Genomic DNA, 24,748 nt, shown 5'->3' on the forward strand with positions numbered 1-24,748 from the left:
AGATCAGACAGCAGGCGTTGGGCTCAGAAGGTTAACATCGATGTCCGTCAGTTCGACGTGACGCTCGAATGCGATACCGTTTTCGTCGAACAGATGGCAGTCGACGCGATTGATCCCCGCGGTAAGAGGCTGTTCGGGGCGTACGCTGGCGCTACCCGGCAGCGTCGCGCAGAAATTCTCTCCTTCACCATCCAGCGATGCATAGGCGACTGTCTGGGCGCCAAGGCGCTCGATGACGGTCGGCACGACCGTGAATGTGATATCGCCCGTCCCAAGCTGGATATGCTCCGGGCGAACACCGAGCGTCAACGTCTTCCCGACGGCAGTCTCGCGCGGCGTTACCGGCAGCGTCACGGTCTGTCCCTTGTAGTCGACAGTGACACCAGCATCGCTGACTGCCTTGCAGGTGACGTTCAGGAAGTTCATTTTCGGATTGCCGATGAAGCCGGCGACGAAGATGTTGGCCGGCTTGTGGTAGAGCTCAAGCGGTGCGCCCGTCTGGGCAATCTCGCCAGCGTTGAGAACCACGATGCGGTCTGCCATCGTCATCGCCTCGACCTGGTCGTGCGTGACGTAGATCATCGTGGCCTTCAGCTGCCGGTGGAGCTTAGCGAGCTCGATGCGCATGTCCGCGCGCAACGCCGCATCGAGGTTGGACAACGGCTCGTCGAATAGGAAGATCTTCGGTTCGCGCACGATGGCTCGACCGATCGCGACGCGCTGACGCTGGCCGCCCGAAAGCATGCCCGGCTTCTGCTGCAGTCGCTGATCGAGATGAAGAATGCGCGCGGCGTGCTCGACCTTCGCCTTCAGTTTCTCTTCTTCCATCTTTTCGACGCGAAGCGGGAAGGCGATGTTCTCGAAGACGCTCATGTGGGGATAGAGTGCGTAGGACTGGAAGACCATCGCGATGCCGCGTTTGACCGGCGGCAGGTCGTTGACCCGCAGACCATCGATAACGATATCACCGCCCGACGTCGCATCAAGACCAGCGATCATACGAAGCAACGTGGACTTGCCGCAGCCGGAGGGGCCGACGAAAACAACGAACTCGCCGTTCTTGACCTCGAGCTGAACGCCCTTGAGAACCTCGAAGTCGCCGTAAAACTTCTGAACCTTGTTGAGAAGAAGCTGTCCCAAAACCTGTCTCCGGTCGCCGCGTCATCCGGCGCTTGCATATAATAGATAAAGGATCGCGGGTGTTGCGCCCGCGATCCCAACAAAGGCTTACTTGAACGCTTCGATCTCGCCGGCAGCCTTCTTGAGGGCAGCAGCCGGTTCGGCCTTGCCCGTCACGACGGACTGGACCATCTCGATGATAGAGTTCTGGAAACCCTTGTAGTCGGTGAAGAGAGGCTCAGGACCACCGAACGCGATACCGTCGATGAACGGCTTCCACGACGGATCGGCCTTGACGAATTCGTCAACCTTGGCCGACGGACGCAGAGGCGTCAGACCTGCACCGCCCTGGAGTTCGTATTCGCCCTGCGGGCCCGGCGAGGTGATGAACTTGGCAAATTCAGCCGCCTTCTCTTCCACGCCCGTACCCTTGAACACGGCCAAGCTGTCCGTGATGAGCAGCGTGCCTTCACCCTTGGCCGAAGGTCCGAGCGGCAGCGGTGCGACACCCCAGTTGATCTTGGTGTCCTTGAGGCGGGCAGCAGCGCCCGAACCAGCCTGGATCATGCCGACCTTGCCATCGAGGAAGATGGCGCGGATTTCGTTCTGTTCGTAGGCGGTTGCGCCTTCGACGGAATAAGGCGTGATGTCCTTGTAGGCCTGCAGGGCAGCCAACACTTCCGGGCTGTCGATCACGATCTTGTCGCCGTCGATGACCTTGCCGTTGTTGGTGTAAACCCAATGCATGAACTGGTGCATCGTGTTGTCGAAGGTCTTGGCTGGAAGGCCGTAGCCTGCGATGCCGGTCTTTTCCTTGATGGCCTTGGCGTCGGCAATTTCCTCAGCCCAGGTCTTCGGCGGGGTTTCCGGGTCGAGGCCAGCCTGCTTGAAGAGGTCCTTGTTCCAGTAGAGGGCCTTGGTCGAGAAAGCGACCGGCACGCCCCACTGATTACCGTCGAAGGTGACCGTGTCGACGATGTTAGGATAGTAGCTCTTCTTCTCTTCGTCGGTCATCGGCACCGGAACGATCAGGTCGTTCTGGGCAAATTCCTTGAGCGTGCGCGAGCCGACATAGGCCATGCCGACCGGGGTGCCGGCAGCAGCGAGCGTCGTTGCCTTGTCCTGGCACTGTTCCCAGCCAACAACCTCAACGGCAATCTTCCAGCCCGTGTTCTTGCCTTCCCATTCCTTGATGTACTTCTCATGGATGGGGTCGATCTTGTCGCCGCAATAGATCCAGCTGATCTCCTTGTCAGCCGCATGTGCGGTCATGGTGCCGAGCGCGGTGGAGCCGAGCAGGGCGAGGGCAATCAGCCCGGTCTTCATTTGAATTGTCACTTTGTTAGCTCCCGTTTTTTCTCTGGTGGTTGACTTCGACTTACTGTTTCACCGCGCCAGCGGTCAGGCCGCTGACGAGATACTTTTGAAGGAAGAAGATCACGATCATGGCAGGCGCAATGCCGACGAAGCTTGCGGCCATCAGCTCGTTCCAGACAACTTCCTGTCGGCCGAAATAGGCGAAGAGGCCAACCGGCAACGGCGCGTATTCGGTTTTGGAATTGAACGTCAGTGCGAAGATGAACTGCTGCGCATAGGACCCGATGAAGGTGGTGATCGCGACCACCGTGATGCCAGGCATGGCGATCGGCAGGATAACGCGGCGCAGCGTGTAGAAATGGCTGGCGCCGTCAACGAAGGCCGCCTCGTCCAATTCCCTCGGAATCCTCATCATGTAGGTTCTCAGCAGCCAGATCGCGGACGGGATCAGGAAGGCGATGCCCGGGACCATGATCGCAAAATAGGTGTTGAGCAGGCCAAGCGTGCGCATCAGCCGGAACAGCGGAATGAGAAGCACAGCGCCGGAAAACATGTTCACGGCCAGGAATGCGCCGAGCAGGACGCCCGCACCCTTGAATTCAAAGCGCGCGAAGGCATAGGAGGCGGGGATGACGAGAACCAGGACCGCCGCGGTCACGATGGTCGAGATGAAGAAGGAATTGAAGATGTAGCGCGCAAAACCCGGAACACTGATCCACATCGTCCGGTAGGCCTCGAAGGAGCCGTTCTCGGGAATGAAGCGGTAAGGCGACGAGAACAGCTGGCTCAGCGGCTTCAGCGAGACGAGGAAACCTTCGACGAAGGGTGCGAGCACGAACGTGAGGAACACCGCGATGCCGACATAGATGCCGATGATCTCATACCATTTGTACCGGTTGATCAGCATTGGGGGCTGTTTCATCGCTTGTCTCCAGAAGAAAGACGGCTGGTCAGGCGGAAGTAGCAGACGCAGAAGATCGACAGGAAGATGCAGATCAGCACGGCACGCGCAGCGCCTTCACCATATTTGTTCGATCCGATCGCCGTCTTATAGGTATCGATGATCATCGTCGTCGTCTCGCCGCTCGGACCGCCGCGCGTCAGGATCCAGATGATGTCGAATGAGTTGAACGTCGAGATCAGCGACAGCATCGACATGGTGATCATCGAGGGGACGATCAGCGGCATGGTGATGCGGCGGAAGCGGTACAAACGACCGGCCCCATCCGTCCAGGCAGCTTCATACAGATCTTGCGGGATCGCCTGCATGGCGGCGAGCATATAGAGCGTCACCATGGGGACGCCGATCCAGACGTCGGTGATGATCGTCGCCCAGAACGCCGTTGATCCTTGCGCCAGAAACGCGACGGGGGCATCGGCCAGGCCGAAGCGCTGCAGCATCCCGGAAATCATCCCGAACTGGCCATTATACATCCAGCCCCACATGAAGATGCCGATTGCCATCGGCACGATCCACGGCGGCATGGTCAGCACGCGGAAGAGCGCGCGACCGGGCACGGCCGAGTTCAGCATCGTCGCGCCAAAGACGCCGATGATCATCTTGATCGAGACGGAGAAGAACGTCCAGATGAAGGTCCGGATGATGACTTCCGCGAAGGTCGCGTTGAAGATCTTCTGATAGTTCACCCAGCCGACCCAATTCGTCACCTTCTTCAGCGACGCATCGGTGAAGGAGAGGATGAAGGTATCGACCAGCGGATACGCGACGATCACCGCGACATAGAGTACAGCCGGAAAGAGAAGGATCCAGGCGAAGATGAGGTTGCTTCGTTGAACATTCATCCTGCCGTCCTCCTCAAGCCGCTCTTGCGTGAAGCGCCTCATCGAATCTGTCCCACACGGGGCGCAGGTCGATAACCGCCTTCTTCATCCGGGCTTCGTCCATGGACAATGCAAGGATTCCGGCTTCGAGGGCGTTGAGGGTCGATACCGGCAACTCAGTGCCAGTGCGGACGCTATCGAGCAGATCGGCCGCCATCTGCTCGTCGGCACCGTAGTGCTGCGAGAGTTCGGTAGCGACGTACTTGTTCTCGACCACCTTCTTGCCGGTCAGCTGCTCATGCACATCGAGGTAGCCACGAACGAAATCGCCTTCCGCCATGCCGCGCGAGCCCATGATGGCAAAGCGGCGGAACTGGTCGGGAACGTTCAGGTTGGTATGGAAGTTCATGCCGACGCCATTGGCATATTCAACGATCGCCACCTGGTAGTCGATGATGTCGGCGTCGCTGTCGAAGACCTTGTCCGAGCCCATCCAGCCGCTTGGCTTGCGGTGGAACAGTTCGAGATCGTTGATGCCTTCGCGGGCAGGGTCGTTCACCGGCGTAAAGCTCTTGCGACCGCCGAAGCTTGCGACCCGCTCCGGACGCGCGCCGACGACGCCGTTATAGAGGTCGAGGTCGTGGCAGCACTTCTCTAGCATGAAGCTGCCGGAATAGCGCTCGTAGCGACGCCAGTCGCGCATGAAGAACGCGCCGTGATAGGGCTCGATGTGCTCGGAGGCTTCGATCGAAACGATCTGCCCCAGCTTGCCGGTCGCCTGAATGGCGCGCAGGTCCTTGTAGAGCGGCGAATAACGCAGGACGAGGCCGACCATGAGGCGCTCGTGACCGAACTTGGCCATGAGCTTGGCGAGCTCGATGCTTTCGGCGATCGTGGTGACGATCGGCTTTTCGCAGAAGACCTTCAATCCCGCTTCGAGACCGAGGCGGATATGGTCGAGATGCATGTGGTTTGGCGAGCCGATCATCAGAAGATCGAGCTTTTCGTTGGCAATCAGGTCTGCCGGCGTCGCATATGCCTTGCCCGCGGAAACGCCCTGCTCAACGAGCCCCGGAAGGCCAGCCGGATCCGGGTCGACGTATCCGACGATCTCGAAGCTCTCATCAACCGACTTGAAGACGTAGCCAAGGTAGCCGAGCCGGAAACCGAGCCCGATAATTCCCACTTTCATGCTGTTCTCGTTCCCAATTACGTAATTTATTTTCGTCAAGTTGGGACAAATTTTCGAACTCGTCAACTGGAATCGCGCGAAAAGTTGAAACTATGAAATTAATTTTCATTCTGCCGCGTTTGAAGCAGGAAGCGTTGCCAGCCTCACAAAACGTAATCGTTTTCATGTTGAAACGGCCGGCAATGCCTCTTTTCCGGTCACCAGATGATCGCCATTGCCCGCTCCGCAGACCCTTTTCGTTCAGGTGAAAAAACACCGTCTCAGGCGTTGCGTTTCTTCCCCTCCAGAAGGTCGAGCACGGAGTTCGCGGCCTCCAGAACATTTGTCCCCGGACCGAAGATCGCAGCGATGCCATGATCGGTGAGAAACCGATAATCCTGCCGCGGAATCACCCCACCGGCGACGACGACGATCTCACCGGCTCCCTGCGATTTCAGCGCGTCGACAAGCTGTGGAGCAAGCGTCTTGTGTCCGGCCGCCAGCGACGACATGCCGACGACATGAACCTTGTTTGACACCGCCAGCGCGGCAGCCTCCTCGGGCGTCTGGAAGAGCGGTCCCGCGATGACATCGAAGCCGATGTCGCCGAAGGCCGATGCAATCACCTTGGCGCCGCGGTCATGGCCGTCCTGCCCAAGCTTGGCCACCATGATCCTTGGCTTTCGCCCAAGCGTCGTTCTGACTTCAGTCATGCGCGCCTTCAGGGCTTCCAGCTCGGGCTCATTGCGATAGGCCTCGCCATAGACGTCCTTGATGACATCAGGCGTCGCGGCATGATCGCCGAACGCCTTGCGCATGGCGTCGGAAATCTCACCGACCGTGGCGCGGGCGCGGGAAGCCTCTACCGCGGCCTCCAGGAGGTTGCCTTCGCCTGTCTTCGCGATGTTCGTCAGGCGGTCGAGCGTTTGAGCGACGAGCGAATTGTCACGCCGGCGCTTTGTGTCTTCAAGTCGCTTGATCTGCGCGGTTCTCACCGCCGTGTTGTCGATCTCGAGAATGTCGATCGCTTGCTCGTCTTCAAGCCTATACTTGTTGACTCCGACGATGATCTCGTCGCCCTTGTCGACCGCAGCCTGGCGGCGGGTCGCTGCCTGCTCGATCAGTCTCTTCGGCAGCCCCTCGTTGACCGCCTTCGTCATTCCTCCCAGCGCTTCGACTTCTTCGATCAACACCCAGGCCTTCTCGGCGAGTTCGGACGTGAGGCTTTCGACATAGTAGGAGCCGGCAAGCGGATCGACGACTTTGGTGACGCCTGTTTCATGCTGGAGGATCAGCTGGGTATTGCGAGCGATACGGGCAGAAAACTCCGTCGGCAGTGCGATTGCCTCGTCGAACGAATTCGTGTGCAAAGATTGAGTACCGCCAAGGACGGCCGACATCGCCTCGAATGCCGTGCGCACGATGTTGTTGTAGGGATCCTGCTCCTGCAGGGACACGCCTGACGTCTGGCAATGGGTGCGCAGCATCAGCGACGAGGCCTTCATGGGTTTGAATTCTTCCATGATCCGCGTCCAAAGCAGACGTGCCGCCCGCAGCTTGGCGGCCTCCATGAAGAAATTCATGCCTATGGCAAAGAAGAAGGACAACCGACCGGCGAAGTCGTCGACATTGAGCCCCTTGGCAAGAGCGGCCCGGACGTACTCTCGTCCATCGGCAAGCGTGAAGGCCAGTTCCTGTACCAGCGTCGCGCCGGCCTCCTGCATGTGGTAGCCGGAGATCGAGATCGAGTTGAATTTCGGCATCTTTCTTGCCGTATACTCGATGATATCGGCAACGATCCGCATCGATGGTTCCGGGGGATAAATGTAGGTATTGCGGACCATGAACTCCTTGAGAATGTCGTTCTGGATGGTCCCCGAGAGTGCTTCGAGCGGAACGCCCTGCTCCTCGCCCGCGACGATAAAGTTTGCCAGGATGGGGATCACCGCTCCGTTCATCGTCATCGACACCGAGACCTTCTCAAGCGGAATGCCGTCGAACAGGATTTTCATGTCCTCGACGCTGTCGATCGCCACGCCCGCCTTGCCGACATCGCCTTCCACGCGCGGATGATCACTGTCGTAGCCGCGGTGCGTCGCAAGGTCGAATGCGACGGATACGCCCTGCTGACCGGCCGCGAGCGCCTTGCGGTAGAACGCATTCGAGGCTTCCGCCGTTGAGAAACCCGCATACTGGCGGATCGTCCAGGGGCGCCCGGCATACATCGTCGCGCGAGGCCCGCGGGTGAACGGCGCAAGGCCCGGGAGGGATCCGAGATGCACCAAGCTTTCAGTATCTGCCTGCGTGTAGAGCGGTTTGACGGTAATGCCTTCAGGTGTCTCCCAAACCAGCGTGTCTGGCGACGTCTTGAGTTCCCGTTCGGCAAGTGTCTGCCAATCGCCAAGCGTTTTCGAGTTCATCCTAGAACCTCCGGCATTCTCATTTTGCCGCAGGCTAGCACTTTATTCGCGTCGGTTGCGATAGAGCGTGACGATAAATTTGTCCCGAGGATCGGCGCTCGTACGGATCAATCGTGGAAGCGGATCGGGCGGATTTCCCGGTGCGCGATCTTCAGCGAACGGTCAGGCTGGATGACGTATGTCTCCTCCACCTGCTGTCCGTACTGATCGATGAAGTCGTGCGGGAACGACGAACCGACAGGCGACTTCGTCAATTTCGTGCGCGGCTGACCGCCGTAGGTGATGCTGCCAGGTATCGGATCCAGCCCCGGAGCGGAAAAGTTCTGCGCCGTCGTGCATCCGGCCAGCACCGCAATGCAAATCAGCGCGCCAAGTTTCGTTCGCATTGCACCCTCGCAGATTCGATTGCGTTCTGCCTTCGCATATATGCAAGCCAAAGCCGGCCAGACAGGGGGCCGAATGCCCCCTGCGCAAATTATTCGGGATGCTGCTGCCTAGAGTAGACCGCGCCGTGCGAGATTGGCCATCAACGCGGAAATCCCGAAGGTCCAGGGCGCGCACTCCGTCGAAAGCCGCACGGTGTTCTTCAATGTTCCCAAGCCGGCAGACGAGATTTCGACGATATCGCCAACCTTGTGGGTAAAGCCCTGATTGACCGCATCCCGGTCCTGCGTCGGCGCAAACAACGTGCCGAGGAACAGCATGAAGCCATCGGGATATTGGTGATGCGGACCGCAGGTCTGCTTGACGAGATCGGTCGGATCCCGGCTGATCTTTGACATCGAGCTCTTGCCGTTGAGAACGAAACCATCAGGGCCGGTTACCTTGAGATCAAGTTCCGCCTTGCGCACGGCGTCGAGATCATAGGTGCTGTCGAAAAGACGGATGAACGGGCCGATCGCGCAGGACGCATTGTTGTCCTTAGCCTTGCCTAGCAGCAGTGCGGAACGCCCCTCCACATCGCGCAGATTGACATCGTTGCCGAGGGCCGCGCCCTTGATTTCACCACGGCTGTTGACGGCCAGGACGATCTCCGGCTCGGGATTGTTCCATGTCGAGATCGGATGCAGACCGACATCGCTCCCCCATCCGACCGACGATAGAACTGGGGCCTTGGTAAAGACTTCAGCATCCGGGCCGATGCCGACCTCCAGATATTGCGACCACATACCTTCTTCGATCAGCGCCTGCTTGACGTTTGCCGCCTCGGGGGAGCCTGCCTTGAGATTGTTGAGGCTGCCACCGATCAATGTGCTAACGCGCTCGCGTATCGCGGCGGCTCGATCAGGATTGCCGGCGGCCTTCTCTTCGATGACGCGCTCGATCATGGATTGAGCAAAGGTGACGCCGCATGCCTTGATCGCCTGCAGGTCGCTCGGGGCGAGCAGATAGACCGTCGAATTCGAGGGCGTGCCGTTGCTATTGGCCGCCACGTCTTCGAGCCTTCCCAACGAGGAGCCTTTCGCCGAGCGGACGACGCCGGCGGGATCCGATTGCTCGAGCAATCCGCTGACCGTCGGCACTGCGGGCGATGTGATGTCTATCAGTTCCCCGTCCCGGATTGTCACCACACTCGGGCCCTGAACTGCGGGGTTCCAGGCGCGACCGATAAACAGGCCGCCCGATGCGGCGCTGTCGAGAAGGCTATCAGACATCATCATGTTCCGTCACAAACGAGCGATGGACGCGCTCTTTTTATCGATGGAGATCACGCCGCCCTCCAACCCAACGGCGGGTGAAATCGACCACATTCGAAAGGGCAGGGCAAGGCCGCAGACGGAACAAGAGAATTATATTGCTCAATAAAATCATGGGCCCGTGTCTTGCCGACACGGACCCATCATGTCTATCGCTTCGGCCCGAAGGCGCGCTGGCGTTAGTGGTTGTCGCGCGGAATGCCCTTGGTCTGTGCAATGCGCTGGTACTTGATCGCGGGCTCGAGAACGGCACCGGTCTCCATCTGGCCGACGTAGTTACGCTGGATTTCCTGCCACGGGGTCTGGCTCTCGGGTAGACGTAGCCACCGGCTTCGGCCAGCGCTGCGTGGCGTGCCGCAAGCTCTTCGTCGCTGATCAGGATGTCAGCCGTGCCCTTCTTGAGGTCGACGCGCACGGTGTCGCCCGTTCTCAGGACAGCAAGGCCACCACCTGCGGCAGCTTCCGGCGACGCGTTCAGGATGGAAGGCGATCCCGATGTGCCGGACTGACGGCCGTCACCGATGCAGGGAAGCGAAGAGATGCCCTGCTTCAGCAGATAGTCAGGAGCGCGCATGTTGACGACTTCGGCGGCACCCGGGTAGCCGATTGGGCCGGCGCCGCGCATGAAGAGTACCGTCGAACCATCGATTGCAAGCGACGGATCGTCGATGCGGTGATGGTAATCCTCAGGACCGTCGAAGACCACGGCGCGGCCAACGAAGGCTTCCGGATCGTTCGGGTTGGAAAGATAACGCTCGCGGAACTCAGGCGAGATCACGCTGGTCTTCATGATCGCGGAGTTGAACAGATTGCCCTTCAGAACGCGGAAACCGGCGCGTTCCTTGAGCGGGCGCTCGAACGGACGGATGACCTTGTCGTCTTCGATCGTCGCCGTCGTGTAGTTTTCGCCGACCGTCTTGCCGTTTACCGTCATCGCACTCGTGTTGATGAGGTCGTGCTTGATGAGTTCGCCCATGACGGCGGGAACGCCGCCGGCGTGGTAGTAGTCTTCGCCAAGGTATTCGCCGGCCGGCTGCAGATTGACGAGCAGCGGGATTTCTTCGCCGTAGGTCTGCCAGTCATCGACCGTCAAATCGACGCCGACGTGGCGGGCAAGCGCGTTCAGGTGGATCGGGGCGTTGGTCGAGCCGCCGATGGCCGAATTGACGCGGATCGCGTTGATGAAGGCTTCTTTGGTCAGGATGTCCGACGGCTTCAGGTCTTCGCGAACCATCTCGACGATGCGCAGGCCGCTCTCATAGGAGATTTCCTGGCGGTCGCGGTAAGGAGCCGGGATCGCTGCCGCGCCGGGCAGCTGCATGCCAAGTGCCTCGGCAAGCGAGTTCATGGTCGTGGCCGTGCCCATCGTGTTGCAGTAGCCGGTCGATGGTGCCGACGAGGCAACGAGCTTGACGAAGCCCTGATAGTCGATTTCGCCGCGCGCCATCATTTCGCGGGCCTTCCAGACGATCGTGCCCGAGCCGGTGCGCTCGCCGCGGAACCAGCCGTTCAGCATCGGGCCGACCGACAAAGCGATCGCCGGGATGTTCACGGTTGCTGCGGCCATAAGACAGGCCGGCGTGGTCTTGTCGCAGCCGATCGTCAGCACGACGCCATCGAGCGGGTAGCCGTAAAGGATTTCAACGAGGCCGAGGTAGGACAGGTTGCGGTCGAGGCCTGCCGTCGGACGCTTGCCGGTTTCCTGGATCGGGTGAACCGGAAATTCGATCGCGATGCCGCCGGCGTCGCGGATGCCTTCGCGTACGCGCTTGGCGAGCTCAAGGTGATGGCGGTTGCAGGGAGACAGGTCGGATCCGGTCTGGGCGATGCCGATGATCGGGCGTCCCGACTGCAGTTCTTCCTGGCTGAGGCCGAAGTTCATGTAGCGTTCGAGGTAGAGCGCTGTCATATCAGGATTGTTGATGTTGTCGAACCAAGCCCGCGAGCGCAGCTGCGACGTCTCGCCCTTTTCCTGAACGGCGTTGTGACCCTGAGGGGAAGGGGTTTTTTCAACCACGATGAAGTTTCCTTGCGTTGGCGCTGTTGTTGTCATGCATTTAGCTGATCGGTACTGGATTGTATAATCAGTCTTTCGTATTTTGATATGCAAATTTGTTATATCAAGAGAGGTCAAGGTGGGACTGGACGGTTTCAAGCTGCGGCATATGAAGATGCTGGTAGCGCTCAGCGAACACGGAAAACTGGGCGTGGTTGCCGAAATGTTCGGCATTTCCCAGCCGGCTCTTTCGCGAACGTTGAACGAGCTCGAACAGATGTCGGGCCATCAGCTTTTCGAGCGTCACAATCGTGGACTGATCGCGACGAATCAGGGCGAGGTGATTGTCCGCCACGCGAAGATGCTTCTGGCCGAAGCACAGCGCGCGGAATACGAAATGGTGGTCGCGGCGGCCGGGCAGGGCGGGAGCGTTGCGTTCGGGACGATCATGACGCCGGCGTCGGACTATGTGGCGCCGACCTTAAAGCGGCTGTTCGAGACGCACCCGACGATCGACGTCAGCATCACCGTCGGCAGCAGCGACGTCCTGCTCGAGGACGTTCTCAGCCGGAGGCTTGATTTCGCGGTTTGCCGCATTCCGAGCGGCATGAACCCGCTGTGGTTCGATCATATCCAACTCGGCAAGGAGACACTGCGCATCGTCGCGGCCAAGGACCATCCTCTGGCGGGAAAGGCCGTTCTGGACGAGGAGGATCTGCGCCAGCAGAGTTGGGTGCTGCAGCCGCACGGCTCATTTCTGCGTCAGGTCGTCGACGATTTCATCCGGCGCCACGGGATCATCCCAGCGAGCGTCGTGTCGACATCAGACGCTCTCCTCACAATGCTCCTGATGTTGCAGAGCGAGCGGCTCGGGATCCTCGCCGAGCCAGTCGCGAGGCTGATGGAAGATCACGGACTTTTGCGCACGCTTTCGGTGGCGGGAGATATCTCCGTCCCGGATTTTGGGCTCGTCAAGCTGAAGGACCGCGAACTCTCTGCCTCGGCCGAGTTGCTCTACAAACTGTTCGAATCGACTGCTAGCTGACTGCGATCAGGCAATCGGCACCAGTTGCGCGACCATCCTGACATCTCGCCGGAAATCCGACGGTGACATGCCGGCGATATGCCGGAACGACTTGTTGAACGCGCTGATCGAGCCGAAGCCGCTGTCCATCGCCACCTGCAGCACGTTCGCTCCATCGTTCATGAGCATGGCCTGCGCACGCGAAAGCCTCAGCAGGTTGACATATTTGCTGAGCGTCATGCCCGTGGTCTTCTTGAACAGGTTCATCGCATATTTGGGATGCAGGTCGGCGGCACGCGCGATATCGACCGAATCAATCTCGTGGAGAAAGTTTGCCGCCACGAAATCGCACATGCGAGCCACCGTCCGCGATGATTGAGCGTAGGACTGGTCGATGTCGTCGATTTCGTCCGGACCGCCAGCCGCTAGCATTGTGTAAGGCTCAAGCACGATGCGCTCGACCCGCAGCAGCATTTCTTCCACGGCATGCTGGGCCTTCGCGGGGTCTCCCGACTTGGCATAGCGCACCCATCGCTGAAAGTTCTCCTGATCGGCAGTGTCCGTCGCTGACGTGAAAAGGATATCGCCCTTCATCAGCCGGCTCGATACGCTGATCGGCAGGCGCATGCGGAAGAAATAAACCAGTGGCAGGTGCCCGCCGGCATAAATGGCGTCGTCGCTGCACTCGTCCATCTGATGCGGTTGACCGCCCCAGAACAGGCACATGTCGCCCGCTTTCATGTTCACCTCACGACCATTCATGAGGTAATGCACGCAGCCTTGCATGATGTAGTTGACTTCGACCTGCACATGCCAATGCGGCATGAGCATTACTGACGGATGATTGTGAAACATCTGTAGCGCCGTCGGCAGGCCCTCGATGCTGCTCGCCCCCGGCTGATAGACAGCCCGTCTTTCGATCTTACTTTCCGCCAAATCCATATTCCCTTTTTAGGAGACAGCGGCTCCCTTCCAGATAGTCTAGCCACGTTCGCTAAGGGACGGCAATTGAAAAGGGAGGATTTTCAATGCGCTTCAAACTTATAAGCACGACCGCAATCGTTGCGCTGCTCGCTTCAGGCTCTGCATTCGCGCAGGATTCGGGCAATCTTACGATCTGGAGCTGGAACATCGCCGCGTCGGCGCTGAAATCGACGCTCGAAGGTTTCAACAAGCAGCATCCGGATATCAAGGTCACCGTCGAAGACCTCGGAAACCAGCAGGTTTTCGACAAGATGCTGGCAGCTTGCGCGGCTGGTGGCGAGGGTCTGCCGGATATCGTCACCGTCGAGAATTTCGAAGCTGAGATCTTCTGGAGCCGCTTCCCGGATTGCTTCGCCAACCTGAAGGACCTCGGATACAACGCCGACATCCAGGCAAAATTCCCGGAGTTCAAGCGCACCGAACTTGAGGTCGGTGACGTTGCATATGCAATGCCGTGGGATTCCGGCCCGGTTGCCGTATTCTATCGTCGTGATTTCTACGAGAAGGCCGGTGTTGACCCGTCGACGATCAAGACGTGGGATGACTTCATCGCCGCCGGCAAGAAGATCTCCGCTGCCAATCCCGGTGTCGTCATGGCGCAGGCCGACTTCAACGGCGACAGCGAATGGTTCCGCATGATCTCCAACGAACAGGGATGTGGATATTTCTCGACGGACGGCCAGTCGATCACCATCAATCAGCCGGCCTGCGTCGCGACGCTTGAGAAAGTCAAGGAGATGAAGGATGCCGGCACGCTGACGGCCGCCATCTGGGACGAAAAGATCCAGGCAAATACCGCAGGCAAGGTTGCCAGCCAGATGTATGGCGGCTGGTATGAAGGCACCATCCGTTCCGGATCGCCTGATCTTAGCGGCAAGTGGGGCGTCTATATGATGCCGAGCCTGACGGCAGACGGCCCGCATGCAGCAAACCTCGGCGGTTCGTCGCTTGCGATTGCAGCCAACTCTCAGAACAAGGAAGCCGCCTGGACCTACGTCAACTATGCGCTTGGCACCAACGAAGGCCAGGTGGCGATGCTGAAGTCGTTCGGTCTCGTACCTTCGCTTCTCTCGGCAGTCCAGGATCCGTTCGTCAACGAGGCGCAGCCCTATTGGGGCGGCCAGAAGGTATGGGCTGACATTCTGTCCACCCTGCCGAAGATCGTTCCGAGCCGCGGCACTGCGTTCCAGACGGACGCCGACTCCATCTACAAGGCCACGCAGACGAAGTACTTCGCTGGCGGCTATCCGGATGCGAAGGCGGCCCTCGACGACGCCGCGAACCAGATCGCGACCGCAACAGGTCTTCCCCTTGCGAAATGAGTGACGATGCCGGGCGCTGATGGCGCCCGGCCTCCATCCCGAAGGGGTGGCTCTTTTCGTCTGTGAGGAGAATGGAATGCCGATCCGTACCAGGAACGCCTACACGTTTCTTGCGCCCTATCTTTTGGTTTTTGCTGCCTTTTGGGTATGGCCAATCATCAGCTCGTTTTTGATCTCGTTTCAAAACACGCGCATCAATCCCTGGAAATACAGCCTGTCGATCAACTGGGGGCGCTTGTTCAGCGACCCGGCCTTCTACAATGCGCTCTACAACACACTGATCATTCTCGTCATTCAGGTGCCGGTGATGATCGCGATCGCCACCGTCATGGCGGTGCTGCTGAATTCGCCGCTGCTGAAGGCGCGGTCGCTGTTTCGCTTCGCATTCTTCGCCCCGGTCGTGGTTGGCGAGGTTGCCTATGCAGCCGTCTTCCGCCTGATGTTCAGCTACGATTTCGGGATCATCAACAAGCTGATCGCCGCCGTCGGTCTCACGCCTGTCTCGTGGTTCGACAACGCTCATGCGGCGATGGCGCTGGTGATTATCGCGGTGACATGGCGTTGGGCCGGATATAACGCAATCATCATCCTCGCCGGGCTGCAATCCATCCCAGAGGACGTCTACGAGGCCGCGACGCTCGACCGCGTCAGCAAGGTGCAGCAGTTTTTCCATATCACGCTGCCGCTTCTGAAGCCGATCATCCTCTTCTGCGTCATTCTTTCCGTCATCGGCACCATGCAGCTCTTCACCGAGCCATTCCTGATCACCAATCGCGGTGGACCGGGCGGTGGAACCGAGACCCTGGGGTTGTTGCTCTATCGTCAGGGCTTCCTGTCGTTGAACTTCGGCTATGCCTCTGCGGTGGCCTACACCATGGCTGCGCTAGCGGTCGCCATCTCGCTGCTCAACCTCTGGATCGGGAGGGACCCCAAATGACATCCAAGTCTCAATCTCTCCTCTGGCGTAAGATCGCCCTGCACCTCGCCCTGACGCCTCTCGCGATCATCTGGCTGTTCCCGTTGTGGATGATGATGGTCTTCTCGACCATGCCGGACTTCGGCATTTTCAGTCCCGAGATCATCCTCTGGCCGTCAACGAACTTCCTGGCGAATTTTGCCAACTTGCAGGCCGATACCGATTTCATCGGCGCCATGATCACGTCTGTCTGTGTGGCGACGATTTACACCGTTCTTTCAGTGCTCCTGACGTCGATGGCGGGCTGGGCATTGGCGCGCTACCGGTTCTTCGGTCGCTCCATCATTATTGCGATTATCCTCGGCACCATCACTTTGCCGTTCGCGGTTGTTGTGATCCCGCAGTTCATCATGGTGGCGCGCGAGTTCAGGCTGGCCAACACCTGGGTAGCCCTGATCGTGCCGCCGCTGTTCAATTCGCTTGGCGTTCTCTTCATGCGGCAGGCGTTCTCGATGATGCCGGGCGAGCTTTTCGATGCGGCTCGCGTCGAGGGTGTCAAGGAATGGCAGATCTTCCTTCGCGTGGCCTTGCCACTGGCACGCCCGACGATGGCAGCGCTCGCGATCATCCTCTTCCTGCAGTCCTGGAACAACTACCTCTGGCCACTGCTGATCAGCTCCAAGCCCGGAACCATGACGGCGCCGGTGGCGCTCGGAACCCTGATCGGCCTGACGAAGGTCTCCTGGGGCGGGATCATGGCGGGCGCGATGCTGCTGACAGCTCCGATCCTCGTGGTTTTCGTGTTCCTGCAACGCCATTTCATTGCCGGCATTTCAGCTGGCGCTGTCAAGTAATCGGGGAAACGCCCAAATGTCCGAACTAACGCTCAAGAACGTAGTGAAGCGCTTCGGCGCGCTTGAGATCATTCACGGCGCCAACCTGGAAGTTAAGGACGGCGAGTTTGTTGTCTTCGTCGGCCCTTCCGGCTGCGGCAAGTCCACGCTGCTTCGCATGATCGCGGGGCTCGAGGATATCTCCGATGGCGAGATCAACATCGGCGGCAAGATCGTCAACGACGTCGAGCCGGCGGATCGCGGAATCGCGATGGTGTTCCAGTCCTACGCTCTCTATCCGCATATGACCGTCGAGGAAAACCTGAGCTTCGGATTGCGCATGAACGGCAATCCGAAGGAAGACACAAACAAGCGCGTCAAGCATGCCGCCAACATCCTGCGCATCAACGAACTCATGCATCGCCGGCCGAAGCAGTTATCGGGCGGCCAGCGCCAGCGCGTTGCGATCGGTCGCGCCATCGTGCGTGAACCGCAGGTGTTCCTGTTCGATGAACCTTTGTCGAACCTCGATGCAGAACTGCGCGTGCAGATGCGCGTGGAAATCTCGCGACTGCACAAGCAGCTCGGGACCACGATGATCTATGTGACCCATGATCAGACCGAGGCGATGACGCTCGCCGACAAGATCGTGGTGCTGCGCGCCGGGAACGTCGAGCAGATCGGCGCTCCCCTCGATCTCTACGACGACCCAGCCAATCAGTTCGTCGCGGGCTTCGTCGGATCACCGAAGATGAACTTCCTTCAGGCCGAGGTGGCCGAAGTCACGGGGGACGGCGTGACTGTCACGCTGCCGAGCGATCGAGGCGTCCGCCTGCGGCTGTCGCTAAAAGACGGCGTGGAGGTCGGTATGCCGGTTACACTCGGCATTCGTCCGGAGCATTTCGTCGATGCGGGGCAGGGGGACGCCGACCTTACCGTCGGCATCGATGTCGCGGAGCACCTAGGCAATACGAGCTATGTGTACGCAAGTGCCGGTAGCGGCGAGCAGCTGATCATCGAGCGGCCGGAGTCCCGGACCGCTGGCACGCGCGACAGCCTGACGGTGGGCCTGTCCGCCAAGCGCATTTTCCTTTTTGACAACGCAGGCAAGCGTTTGCGTTGACGCAACTTCCCAAGACAAATGAATGAAAGAGGAATTCTGATGACTACAGATCAACCTATCCGCTGGGGTATCATCGGCCCAGGCACGATTGCGCGCACATTCGCCGACGGTGTGGCCCACTCGCGCAGCGGCAAGCTCGTGGCGATCGCGACACGCAACCCTTCCAAGCCTGGACTGGCGGAGGCGTTCCCGGGCGCCCGGATCGTCGACGGCTACGAAGCCTTGTTGCGCGACAGCGAGGTCGATGCCGTCTATATCTCGACGCCGCATACCGGCCACGCCGAATGGGCAATCAAGGCAATCCGATCAGGCAAGCATGTCCTCGTTGAAAAGCCGATCGCGCTCTCCTCCTACGACGCCGATGCGATCTACAACGAGGCGAAAAAGGCTGGCGTCTTTGCCGGCGAAGCCTTCATGTATCGCGTCCATCCGCAGACGGCGAAGATCATTGAGTTGATCAAGAGCGGAATCATCGGAACGGTGCGTATCATCCGCACAAGCTTCGGCTTCAACATGGGGTCGTTCAAGGCGGAGCATCGCCTGTTCTCGAACGATACCGCCGGCGGCGGCATCCTCGATGTCGGCGGCTATCCGGTTTCGATGGCGCGGCTGATCGCTGGCGCCACGGAAGGCAAGCCATTCCTCGAGCCGGAGAAGGTTTCCGGCGTTGGTCATCTCGGCCAGTCCGGTGTCGATGAATGGGCGTCTGCCGTGCTGCAGTTCCCCAACGGCATCATCGCCGAAGTCTCGTGCTCGATCATGGCCAACCAGGACAACACGCTGCGCGTGATCGGGTCCGAGGGGCGCCTGGAGGTCAAGGATTTCTGGTTTGCCTCCGGCCACAAGGGCGGAATCGGCCATATCGAAATCTTCAAGGGCAACGAGCAGCAGACCATCGACGTCAAGGAAGACCGCTGGCTGTATTCGTTCGAGGTCGATGCAGCCGGTGACGCGATCCGCGCCGGCGAGCATGAGTTCCGCTCGCCCGGCATGAGCTGGTCGGATTCGGTTGGAAACCTTCGTGTTCTTGATCAGTGGCGCGCCTCGATCGGTCTCGAATACGGGGTCGAAAAGGCCGAACGGCGCACCTCGAACCTCGCAGGCGGTACCGTCAAGCGCGGCAACAGCATTCCGCAGCGCCAGATTCCAGGCATTTCGAAGCCGGCATCGGTCGTTACCCTCGGTTTCGAATTCTTCCCGAACTTCGCGTCAGCATCGCTCACCCTCGACGCCTTTTACGAGGCCGGCGGCAATGTCTTCGATACGGCGTTCGTCTATGGTGGCGGCAAGACCGAAAAGATCTTTGGCGATTGGCACACCAGCAGAAACGTGCCGCGCGAAGAGATTGTGTTGATCGGTAAGGGCGCGCATTCCCCTCTTTGCTACCCTGATGTCATCGCCAAGCAGCTCGATCAGTCGCTTGAGCGGTTGAAGACTGACTATGTCGACATCTACTTCATGCACCGCGACAATACCGACGTTCCGGTCGGCGAATTCGTCGACGCAATGGATGACGAGGTCAAGCGTGGCCGCATTCGCGGCATCTTCGGTGGATCGAACTGGACGCGTGAACGCATGGACGAGGCCGCGGCCTATGCCGCAAAGAACGGCAAGACGGCACTTGCCGCACTCTCCAACAACTTCTCGCTTGCGGAAATGCTTGATCCGATCTGGGCGGGATGCGTGACATCCTCGACCGACGAGTGGAAGCACTGGCTGAACGAGCGCCAGGTCCCGAACTTTGCATGGTCGAGCCAGGGTCGCGGCTTCTTTACCGACCGCGCCGGCCGCGACAAGCGGGACGACGAGGAGATCGTGCGTTGCTGGTATTCCGATCGGAATTTCGAACGCCGCGACCGCGCGATCGAGCTTGCGAACAAGCTGGGACGCAGCCCGATCCACGTGGCACTCGCCTACGTGATCGCCCAGCCGTTCCCGGTTATCCCGCTGATCGGGCCCCGCACGATCGCGGAACTGGAGGACAGCCTGTCGGCACTCGACATCAAGCTCACGCCAGAGCAAGTGAAGTGGTTGGAAGCGTAGGATCGCCTTGATCTTGAGATGAAAGCAGGCGGCACTGATACCGCCTGCTTTGTTTTATCTAGCGATTTCAGCTCGATACCCTTTCGCACTGGCACAAGTCTCCGGCCGGGATTATAATGGCACTCCGTAGACCGCCTCGAAGGCGGCCCTCTATCTGGTTTGCGATGAGGGGGAAGCATGCATTGGCTAGCTCTTGCGGCAGCGCCGGCGGCGCTTGTTGCGTCTATGGTTTCGGCACAAGAACCGGTCATCGGCACCTGGAAGACGCAGGTCGGCACCACGGCCGTAATCGACCGGTGTGTCGAAGGCTACTGCATCACCATGAAGACCGGCGATCATGCCGGCCAACGCATCGGCTCGTTCCAGGGGCGCAACGGCAGCTTCGTCGGCACTATCGTCGAGCCCGAAAGCAAGAAGACCTTTGACGGTGTCCTCACTGTTGCGGGTGATACGGTTCGGATGCGGGGATGCACGATGAAGATCGTGTGCCGCTCCCTGATCTGGAAGAGGCTGCAATGACGGTGTGTCGAGCAGCAGCTAGCTGTTGTGTTTCAGGCCGTCGATCACGCCGCGATATTCGCGCGCGAGCGAAATTGCCGCTTTTGCAACCACGGGATTGACGGTTTTTCGATCAATCGCCGCCGAGCAAACTTCGAACACACCGCGCAGCTCGCGTTCGATCGAACTCAGCTCGGGGTATCGCTCAACCAGCATTCTTGGCAGGTATTTAGCTTTGAAATTCATTGGCTTGGATGCCTCTGGCGCATCAGCCTCGATAAACGTTACCTCACGGATGGCAGCTTCCAGCTGCACGGCGGCACTCGCAATATCAGTCATCAAAGCCGTCATTTTCCCACCTGGCAAAATAAACATCTCAAAAATCTCATGCATAGCCCGTGCCAATTCAATTCGGGCCGCGCAATAAACGTGTCCGAGTGCGAAAGGTTTCGCTGGAGGACCTCTATTTTTTCTGAGTGATCTGGTGGGTTTGGTTAGCCGGTGAAGGCGCATCCTCAGTGCACCGTGCACGAAGGTCTGAGCAGCATCATTGAAGACGTGTCAGCGGGCTCTTCAGTGTCGATCGTTTGACAGTCGCGCGTGTCGCCAAGATATGGGGCGTCGATGATATCATTGAAGCCGGAGGAACGTCGTCCACCGGCTTCACAATCGGCGCTCATGCGCTGTAAGCAGCTATATCGCCGTGGATGGGAACAGAATGGCTTTTGTTTCCAGGAAAGCTTCGAGGCCTTCCGGTCCGCCCTCGCGGCCGATACCGGACATCTTGAAGCCGCCGAACGGAGCGGACGGCGCGAGCTCCATGCCGTTGATGTGAACCTGACCGGTTCGAATCCGGCGGGCGACCGCAAACGCCCGTTCGGGATTTCCAAAGATGGAGCCGCTCAAACCGAAGTCGGTATCGTTAGCGATAGCGACGGCATCGTCTTCATCCTCGTAGGCCTGGATCGTGACGACCGGGCCGAAGATTTCCTCCTTGGCGATAGACATCTCGCGCGTGACATTACGAAACACCGTGGGCAGGATGTAGTTGCCGGTTGGTTGCCGCGTGTCGGCGCGGCCGCCAGTCACGACCTCAGCGCCATCCTGAATGCCTTGGGTAATGTAGCTCATCGCCTTGTCGAATTGACGGCGATTGAGGACCGGCCCAACCCGGGTGTCGGGCTCCCACGGGTCCCCAACCTTGAACGCCGCGACTCTTGCCGCATAGGCTTCGGAAATCTCGGCTTCCCGCGCTTTCGGAACGAGAATGCGAGTCTGCGAAAAGCAGAACTGTCCGGAGAACGGCATCGTGAACTGCTCGAGCGTCGGCATGGCCTGCTCGACATCGCCATCGGGAAGAAATATCGCTGCGGACTTCCCGCCCATCTCGAGAGTCAGTCGTCCCATTCTGGCAGAGACCACTGCGCCGATCTGGCTTCCGGTGCCGACGCTTCCGGTAAAGCTGACCTTGGCGATATCAGGAGAGGCCACGAGGCGGGCACTGCCGTCATTATCAGCCAAAACGACGTTGATCACGCCAGGTGGAAGGCTGGCTTCGCGGGCGCACTCCGCGACAAGGTAGGCGTCCAGAGGGCTTTCTGGAGATGGCTTGATGACGCAGGTGCATCCGGCAGCAAGGGCCGCGCCTAGCTTGTTCATCAAGATCGGCAGGGCTGCGTTCCAGGGAATGATGAGCGCAGCGGGGCCGACTGGTTCCGCGACGATACGCGCGTGTCCGCGCGCTGTCGGTCGGTCCTTCTCGAACGCGTAGGTCGTTGCGAGGCCGGCGAAATACCGCAGTCGCGCCACCGCCAGAGGGACGAGCCTGCTTGCGAGCGAGATCGGCGCTCCGACTTGCGCGGTCCAAAGGTTTACAAAGACGGTGGTCCGACGCTCAAGCGCCTCGGCCAGACGTAGCATGTAGTCGGCACGTTCGGCCGCTGTCAGTCTCGGCCAAGGCCCGCTTTCGAAAGCGCTCCGTGCCGCGACAATTGCCAGGTCCACTTCCTGAGGTGTCGCGAGCGACACTTCCGCGATGGACTGACCCGTCGACGGGCTGATGAGGCTCTTCGTATTCGGTCCGGACGCGCGGACCCAATCTCCATCAATAAAAAAGCTATCCAGAAGTCTTGGTGAAATCTCTGTACGCACATCGAACATAGTCGGTCTCCATGAAATGCCTCCGTGGCGCGCCGGGTATATCGCTGCGCAGCCGCGTCGGCTTTCACTCGGGACCGGTGCTTGCATCTAAGGGTGATTTTCGATGCGCCGGTGCGAACCGGATCAGGATTTTTCCCGACGATAGCAGCTGGGCGAGATGCCAAACTTCTTGATGAAGAGGCGCGTCAGATGCGAATGGCTGGAGAGGCCCACGCTGGCGGCGATCTCCGCGATGCCGTCATCCGTGCTTATGAGTGCTTGTCGTGCTCTCTCGAGACGAACATCGCGGAGATATTCGAAGGCGGATTTCCCAGTTGCCAAACGAAACATCTTTTGAAAGTGCGAGCGGCTGTATCCGGCCCCCGGGCAAGTTCATCAAGCGTGAGGTCGTTTTCATGCTCGCTTTCGATCTTGTCGAGGATGCGCCTGAGGACGCGGGGCGGAAGAGGAGAGACTACGGAGCGTTCAAGCCCATCGGAGCGAGCGACGTGCAGAAACCTTGCAATAAGCGCTTGCTCAAGGGATTGCTGGTAGAGAAGACCGCTCTCCCCGGCATTTTCCACCTCGGAAGAAAGAAGGCCGATCAGTCCGGCAAGGGCTTCATCACGAATGCCAAGCTGATCGTGAAGGCGATAGCTCCGCCGTTCATCGATTTCCTCCAGCACCGTCCGCGCCGCATTCGCGTCAATAGTGCAGACGGTCACGTCATAAGGTGTCAACGCCCGGACAGCTGGGAGGCGGCCGGCGGTGCCGAGAGAAAGGAAACCCGGTCGCTTGACCACTCGCTCAAATCGTCCGGCGCGATACGCGCGCTCCGCTACGGTCGTCTCGCGCCACAGCATCACGTAGTGGCTGTCGATATCGTCTTCCTCGCGCTCGATGGGATCGACGATCCTGCGTTCGAGGGTAATTCCGGACCAGAGATGCTCGCTGGAAGGTCCTTTCAACCTGGAGCCTTTGAGCAGCCTATCGATTGATGAAACCATCGTATCACCATACTGGTTGAGTGGACGAATTGAGACCCGTCCAATGCTATCTAATGTGGGCGAGCACGTATCAAACGCCAAGACCCGAGTCTGCAGGCGCAAAACGTCGCAGCTGCGCGTATAGCTGTCCGTCCGCTGGTAAGCCCGCGATGGTTTGCACCTGCGAGTAGTTCTCAATTGGAAAAAAGATAGCAATATCAGAATAATAGCGTTGGGCCGGATCGGGATGATTAGACAAGGTTGTGGTTTTTGCGCGTTAGATTTGAACCTAACCGCGGCAGGTCTTGAAATTCTCAATCAGCCTGAAAATGATCGGCTGGCCTATGCCTTCGTTCAATCGCGTTTGCGTTGGGGCATGACACCGATGCGATAGAGGGCAGTGGGTCCCGGCAGCCCCGGCGATTGTCCCCGGCAAGAACAACCGGCCGACGGGGCATGAGATGCGCGCCCACCCGAACCGTTTCTGGGGTGGAGCGAAAGTGCGACAACTATGTGCGGGTCTTCTTAACGTTCCAACGCCACTATGGGTCCGCACACATGTTCTCTAACCCTCAGGGACCACCTTACATGAAGACGATTTTCGTCGGGGCGCTTCTCGCTGCCCTTATACCTGGCATCAGCCAGGCCAAGACGCTTGCATTTCCGAGCGACGCCCCATCGCCCAGATCGCCATTCCCGATAGCTGGGAACCCGAGGAAACCGAAACCGGGATTCAAGCGACTTCGGATGACTCGGCCATCTATCTTTCGATCGACGTTGCCGACGAGAAGAGCACGGACAAGGTCATCGATGACGCCATTGCCTTTCTCCAAAAGAACGGCGTGAAGGTCGACGGCTCGACGCAGAAGAAGTCCGACGAGCCGATCAACGGCATGGACATGACCAACTTCGACTGGACTGGCACCGACAATGACGGCGCCGTCAACATCGGCCTCTCGCTGCTCTCTCCGAAGCCAGGCAAGCTGCTCGTCATCACCTATTGGGTTTCGCAGGGAACGCAGGAGGCGCATGGGCCTGAACTCCAGGCGATCATCAGCTCCCTGAAACCTGCAGCCGAGTAATGTGGCGCGGGCACGGCCGAGCCGTGCCTGCCCTTGCCCCGAGGTCACCGTGCGCTTCTTCAAAACCTCGGCCGGGGCGTAGTGAAGAAAATTCTGTTCTCTCTGGAACAACTAGAGAATTTTATCACGCAGGCTTCGTTTTTTCCACGTCCCCAAACAACACAAGCGACTGGTTTCGATGCAAAAGCAATCGATTGGGATAGCTTACTCCATGAACGGCAACCAAGATCCGAAATAATTGATCTGCTTCGGACGATGCGGTAGCCGCAGCTTCTTCCCTCCCGCACATGCGGATC

21 protein-coding genes and 1 pseudogene are annotated in these 24,748 nt (G+C 59.2%); 8 read left to right on the top strand and 14 right to left on the bottom strand.

Translation table 11 applies throughout. The annotated features are described in order from the left end of the window. Positions 1 to 3: 3 nt before the first annotated feature. The 9 genes and pseudogenes from FZ934_RS19910 to FZ934_RS19950 form a co-directional block, all read right to left on the bottom strand. Positions 4 to 1,140 (bottom strand): ABC transporter ATP-binding protein, encoded by a 1,137-nt coding sequence (locus tag FZ934_RS19910; RefSeq protein ID WP_153272663.1) that lies wholly within the window; start codon positions 1,138 to 1,140, stop codon positions 4 to 6. Positions 1,141 to 1,227: 87 nt separating this feature from the next. Continuing rightward, a complete protein-coding gene (locus FZ934_RS19915) occupies positions 1,228 to 2,445 on the bottom strand; it encodes an ABC transporter substrate-binding protein (protein ID WP_153273954.1) in 1,218 nt (405 codons plus the stop codon). A 52-nt stretch (positions 2,446 to 2,497) separates the two neighbouring features. Further along, positions 2,498 to 3,358 (bottom strand): carbohydrate ABC transporter permease, encoded by an 861-nt coding sequence (locus FZ934_RS19920; protein ID WP_153272664.1) that lies wholly within the window; start codon positions 3,356 to 3,358, stop codon positions 2,498 to 2,500. After that, complete coding sequence (locus FZ934_RS19925) at positions 3,355 to 4,239, bottom strand: carbohydrate ABC transporter permease (RefSeq protein ID WP_153272665.1); 885 nt, start codon at positions 4,237 to 4,239, stop codon at positions 3,355 to 3,357. The genes FZ934_RS19920 and FZ934_RS19925 overlap by 4 nt, the downstream gene beginning before the upstream one ends. 13 nt (positions 4,240 to 4,252) lie before the next feature. Next, complete coding sequence (locus FZ934_RS19930; RefSeq protein ID WP_153272666.1) at positions 4,253 to 5,410, bottom strand: Gfo/Idh/MocA family protein; 1,158 nt, start codon at positions 5,408 to 5,410, stop codon at positions 4,253 to 4,255. A 260-nt stretch (positions 5,411 to 5,670) separates the two neighbouring features. Further along, complete coding sequence (scpA, locus tag FZ934_RS19935) at positions 5,671 to 7,809, bottom strand: methylmalonyl-CoA mutase (RefSeq protein ID WP_153272667.1); 2,139 nt, start codon at positions 7,807 to 7,809, stop codon at positions 5,671 to 5,673. Between the two features lie 107 nt (positions 7,810 to 7,916). After that, positions 7,917 to 8,195, bottom strand: a complete 279-nt coding sequence (locus FZ934_RS19940; protein ID WP_153272668.1) for a hypothetical protein — start codon at positions 8,193 to 8,195, stop codon at positions 7,917 to 7,919. A gap of 108 nt (positions 8,196 to 8,303) precedes the next feature. Continuing rightward, positions 8,304 to 9,464 (bottom strand): fumarylacetoacetate hydrolase family protein, encoded by a 1,161-nt coding sequence (locus FZ934_RS19945; RefSeq protein ID WP_153272669.1) that lies wholly within the window; start codon positions 9,462 to 9,464, stop codon positions 8,304 to 8,306. Between the two features lie 221 nt (positions 9,465 to 9,685). Continuing rightward, a pseudogene (locus FZ934_RS19950) lies at positions 9,686 to 11,523 on the bottom strand (IlvD/Edd family dehydratase). A gap of 118 nt (positions 11,524 to 11,641) precedes the next feature. On the opposite strand from FZ934_RS19950, the gene FZ934_RS19955 reads away from it, so the two are divergent. Further along, positions 11,642 to 12,547 carry a LysR family transcriptional regulator gene (locus FZ934_RS19955; protein ID WP_153272670.1) on the top strand — a complete coding sequence of 302 codons (906 nt, stop codon included), beginning with the start codon at positions 11,642 to 11,644 and terminating at the stop codon, positions 12,545 to 12,547. Between the two features lie 6 nt (positions 12,548 to 12,553). On the opposite strand, the gene FZ934_RS19960 is transcribed toward FZ934_RS19955, so the two are convergent. Then, positions 12,554 to 13,468 carry a helix-turn-helix domain-containing protein gene (locus FZ934_RS19960; protein ID WP_153272671.1) on the bottom strand — a complete coding sequence of 305 codons (915 nt, stop codon included), beginning with the start codon at positions 13,466 to 13,468 and terminating at the stop codon, positions 12,554 to 12,556. Between the two features lie 86 nt (positions 13,469 to 13,554). On the opposite strand from FZ934_RS19960, the gene FZ934_RS19965 reads away from it, so the two are divergent. The 6 genes from FZ934_RS19965 to FZ934_RS19990 all read left to right on the top strand — a co-directional run bounded on the left by FZ934_RS19965 (position 13,555) and on the right by FZ934_RS19990 (position 20,266). Further along, a complete protein-coding gene (locus FZ934_RS19965; protein WP_153272672.1) occupies positions 13,555 to 14,832 on the top strand; it encodes an ABC transporter substrate-binding protein in 1,278 nt (425 codons plus the stop codon). Positions 14,833 to 14,908: 76 nt separating this feature from the next. Next, a complete protein-coding gene (locus tag FZ934_RS19970; protein WP_153272673.1) occupies positions 14,909 to 15,769 on the top strand; it encodes a carbohydrate ABC transporter permease in 861 nt (286 codons plus the stop codon). Further along, positions 15,766 to 16,602 (top strand): carbohydrate ABC transporter permease, encoded by an 837-nt coding sequence (locus FZ934_RS19975; protein ID WP_153272674.1) that lies wholly within the window; start codon positions 15,766 to 15,768, stop codon positions 16,600 to 16,602. The genes FZ934_RS19970 and FZ934_RS19975 overlap by 4 nt, the downstream gene beginning before the upstream one ends. 16 nt (positions 16,603 to 16,618) lie before the next feature. Next, complete coding sequence (locus FZ934_RS19980) at positions 16,619 to 17,704, top strand: ABC transporter ATP-binding protein (protein WP_153272675.1); 1,086 nt, start codon at positions 16,619 to 16,621, stop codon at positions 17,702 to 17,704. Positions 17,705 to 17,743: 39 nt separating this feature from the next. Further along, complete coding sequence (locus FZ934_RS19985; RefSeq protein WP_153272676.1) at positions 17,744 to 19,747, top strand: aldo/keto reductase; 2,004 nt, start codon at positions 17,744 to 17,746, stop codon at positions 19,745 to 19,747. A 177-nt stretch (positions 19,748 to 19,924) separates the two neighbouring features. Next, positions 19,925 to 20,266 (top strand): DUF2147 domain-containing protein, encoded by a 342-nt coding sequence (locus tag FZ934_RS19990; RefSeq protein ID WP_153272677.1) that lies wholly within the window; start codon positions 19,925 to 19,927, stop codon positions 20,264 to 20,266. A gap of 18 nt (positions 20,267 to 20,284) precedes the next feature. Here FZ934_RS19990 and FZ934_RS19995 read toward each other — a convergent pair whose 3' ends face one another. The 4 genes from FZ934_RS19995 to FZ934_RS20010 all read right to left on the bottom strand — a co-directional run bounded on the left by FZ934_RS19995 (position 20,285) and on the right by FZ934_RS20010 (position 23,472). Next, positions 20,285 to 20,638 carry a hypothetical protein gene (locus FZ934_RS19995; RefSeq protein WP_246737984.1) on the bottom strand — a complete coding sequence of 118 codons (354 nt, stop codon included), beginning with the start codon at positions 20,636 to 20,638 and terminating at the stop codon, positions 20,285 to 20,287. A 300-nt stretch (positions 20,639 to 20,938) separates the two neighbouring features. After that, on the bottom strand, positions 20,939 to 22,405 hold the full coding sequence (locus FZ934_RS20000) for an aldehyde dehydrogenase (protein WP_153272678.1): 1,467 nt from the start codon (positions 22,403 to 22,405) through the stop codon (positions 20,939 to 20,941). A 123-nt stretch (positions 22,406 to 22,528) separates the two neighbouring features. Beyond that, entirely contained in the window at positions 22,529 to 22,735 is a 207-nt protein-coding gene (locus FZ934_RS28695) for a helix-turn-helix domain-containing protein (RefSeq protein WP_153272679.1), read from the bottom strand. Beyond that, on the bottom strand, positions 22,654 to 23,472 hold the full coding sequence (locus FZ934_RS20010) for a hypothetical protein (protein WP_153272680.1): 819 nt from the start codon (positions 23,470 to 23,472) through the stop codon (positions 22,654 to 22,656). The genes FZ934_RS28695 and FZ934_RS20010 overlap by 82 nt, the downstream gene beginning before the upstream one ends. Before the next feature lie 740 nt (positions 23,473 to 24,212). On the opposite strand from FZ934_RS20010, the gene FZ934_RS28570 reads away from it, so the two are divergent. After that, positions 24,213 to 24,452, top strand: a complete 240-nt coding sequence (locus tag FZ934_RS28570) for a hypothetical protein (RefSeq protein ID WP_348649111.1) — start codon at positions 24,213 to 24,215, stop codon at positions 24,450 to 24,452. The last annotated feature ends 296 nt before the right edge of the window (positions 24,453 to 24,748 follow it).

The sequence above is a fragment of the Rhizobium grahamii genome (assembly GCF_009498215.1).
Classification (GTDB): Bacteria; Pseudomonadota; Alphaproteobacteria; order Rhizobiales; family Rhizobiaceae; genus Rhizobium; species Rhizobium grahamii_A.